This window comes from Actinotalea sp. C106 (assembly GCF_023630195.1).
Lineage (GTDB): Bacteria > Actinomycetota > Actinomycetes > Actinomycetales > Cellulomonadaceae > Actinotalea.
In genome coordinates this window covers 1-2,539 of sequence record NZ_JALPKN010000375.1, presented here as the reverse complement: position 1 = coordinate 2,539, position 2,539 = coordinate 1, and the positions used below count along the sequence as shown (strand labels likewise).

3 protein-coding genes are annotated in these 2,539 nt (G+C 74.1%); 1 reads left to right on the top strand and 2 read right to left on the bottom strand.

Features of this window, described 5'->3' with window-relative positions; genetic code table 11:
• Positions 1-315, top strand: a 315-nt coding sequence (locus L0B03_RS16520; protein ID WP_250447905.1) for a hypothetical protein, incomplete at its 5' end; no start/stop codon positions are given.
• 63 nt (positions 316-378) lie between these two features.
• Here the strand turns inward: L0B03_RS16520 and L0B03_RS16515 are convergent.
• Both L0B03_RS16515 and L0B03_RS16510 read right to left on the bottom strand, forming a co-directional pair.
• Positions 379-876: a DUF6176 family protein gene (locus L0B03_RS16515; protein ID WP_250447903.1), complete on the bottom strand. Its 498-nt coding sequence runs from the start codon at positions 874-876 to the stop codon at positions 379-381.
• 34 nt (positions 877-910) lie between these two features.
• Positions 911-2,539, bottom strand: a 1,629-nt coding sequence (locus tag L0B03_RS16510) for an SbcC/MukB-like Walker B domain-containing protein (RefSeq protein ID WP_284501938.1), incomplete at its 5' end; no start/stop codon positions are given.

Below are 2,539 nucleotides of genomic sequence, written 5' to 3'. Positions count from 1 at the left end.
GAGGGCAAGGCAGCGCCACCTCCCCCGCCGCCGGACCCGTTCGCCGTCCTGCGACTGCAGCTGCGGCTGGGCGCCCTGGCCTCCCAGCTGCGGGCCCTGGACGCCGATCCGCACCCGTGGGCGCGGGGCCGCCGTCAGATGGCGGTGCAGGCCGCGTATGACGCGCTCCTGGCAGAGGCCTGTCGGCTGGCCGACGTCGAGCCGACCGCGTCTGAGCCCGAGGGGGTCTCGTTGCGCGAGGCCGGCCTACCCCTGAGCGAGGCCGAACGGTTCCGGGAGGAGCTGGCGCTCGCCGAACGCGGCTGGTCCTGGTGAGCTCCGACGGGTCACCGAGCCGTGCGCTCGGCCGGGGTCCTCACCGCGAGGGAGGCGTTGACCTCATGGCTGCGTGCTGGTCGCGGGTGGCTCCGCCTCACCGGTCGCGGCCCACGTCGTCATCGCGGCCCGCAGGTGGTCCGGGGTCAGCATGAAGCGTGGCTCGAGCTGTTCCCACCCCGGCTCCTTGACGCGCCTGCTGTAGGCCGCGTGCGCCTCGTCGACGGAATTCGACTCGTCAAGCCCGCCGCCGTTCTCACCGACGAGGGAGAGGTGGTAGATCCACGTGGACCCGTCCGACTCGACGTGGCGGAAGGTCGCCTCGAACACGGCGCGCTCGGCGCGGAGGGTCGCCACGGCCTCGTCGTAGCGATCGGTGAGCATGTCCATCCACTCGTCGAACTCGGCTTCGCGCCCCGTGACGACGCGCGAGCGGCTCAGCTCGAGCCGCATGCCGCGCGGCACGGTCGGGGGCATCACGTGCCCCGGGAAGTCCCGCGGTACCGGGCGGAACGGCACGGTCGGCACGGACTCGTCGTGATCGTGGTCGTCGTGGGTCATGTGCGCACCTTCCGGGTCGTGAGGGTGGGCTGGCTCAGCAGCGGACGGTGAGGGTGCTGGCTCCGCTGGGGAGGCGGCGGACCTCGATGCGCTCGGCGATGGACTGCTTGAGCTGCTCGACGTGGGAGACGACGCCGACGATGCGCCCGCCGTCGCGGAGCCGGCCGAGCTCGGCGAGCACGACGTCGAGGGTCTCGGGGTCAAGGGAGCCGAACCCTTCGTCGACGAAGAGGGTGCCGAGGTCGATGCCGCCGGCCTCGGCGGTGACGACGTCGGCGAGGCCGAGGGCCAGGCACAGGGAGACGTAGAAGGTCTCGCCGCCGGAGAGGGTGCGGGGGTCGCGCTCGGTCTCGGTGCGGTGGTCGATGACCTTCATGGCGAGGCCGATGCGCGTCGCGCGCACGGCCTCGCGCTCGTCGCTGCGGACGAGCTCGAACCGACCGCTCGACATGGAGACGAGCCGTGCGTTGGCGGCCGCGACGACGTCCTCGAAGCGGCGCATCAACACGAAGACCCCCAGGGTCAGGCGCTTGGCGTTGTCCCCGCCGTTCGCGGAGGCGAGGTTGGCCATCCGGATGACGGGCTCGGCCTCGAGGGCGATCTCGCGGTAGGAGTCGACGGCGCGGACCAGCTCGGCGAGCGCCCGCGCCGTCGAGGCGGCACGGTCCTCGAGGCGTGCGGCCTCGGCGGCGGCCTGGGTGGCTGCGGTGTCCGCGACCTCGTGGTCGGCGAGGAGGGTGTCGAGGTCGATCTCGAGCTGCTCGGGAAGCTCGCGCACCTCGGGCTCGGCGAGACCGGCGGTGACCCGCTCGAGGGCAGATCGGTGCTGGGCGACGGCGGCGTCGAGGGCCGCCAGCTCGGTGGCGGGCAGATGTGCCGCGCGGGCGGCGTCCGCGTCGCCGAACCCGTGCTCGGCGAGCCCCGTGGAGAGCTCATCGGTCCGGTCGGCCTCCTGGGTGAGCCGGTCCTCGACCTCGCCGAGGGCGTCGATCCATGCCGTGACGGTGCGGATGCGGCCGTCGAGGGCGGAGACCCGGTCGCGCACGGTGGGGGCGCCCTCGCGGGCTGCGTGCACCTCGGTCTCGTCGGCCGTGATCTGGCTGGTGAGGCTGGCGACCTCGGCGGCGTGGGTCGCGATCTGGGTGCCGAGCTCGTGGACGTGGGCCTCGAGCCGTCGCGTCTCACCGTCGTGCTCCTGGAGCTGGCGCTCGAGGAGGACGGTCCTGTCGGTCGCTGCCTGGGCGGTCGCGACCTCGGACCGGACGGCGTCGAGGGCGGCCTGCGCCTGCTCGACGTCGAGGCCCTCGGCCGCAGCGGTGCGGGCACCGAGCTGCTCGCGCGCCTGGGACCGTGCGGTCGAGGCCGCCTCGAGGTCCTGCTGGGCGGCGAGGCGACCGGCTTCGGCGACCTCGACGGCCTCGGGGGTGACGTGCTCGGGATCGAGGGGGGCGGGGGCGGGGTGCTCGGTGCTGCCGCACACCGCGCAGGGTGCACCGGTCTCGAGTCCCCGGGCGAGCTCCCCGGCGATCCCTGCGATGCGGGCCTGCTGGGTCCGCGCAGCCTTCTCGACGGCGGCCGGCGCGGCCGCCGCCGCCTCGGTCACGGCCTGCTCCAGGCGATCTGGGACCTGCGGGTCTTCACCCCGATCCACGTCCTGCAGCGG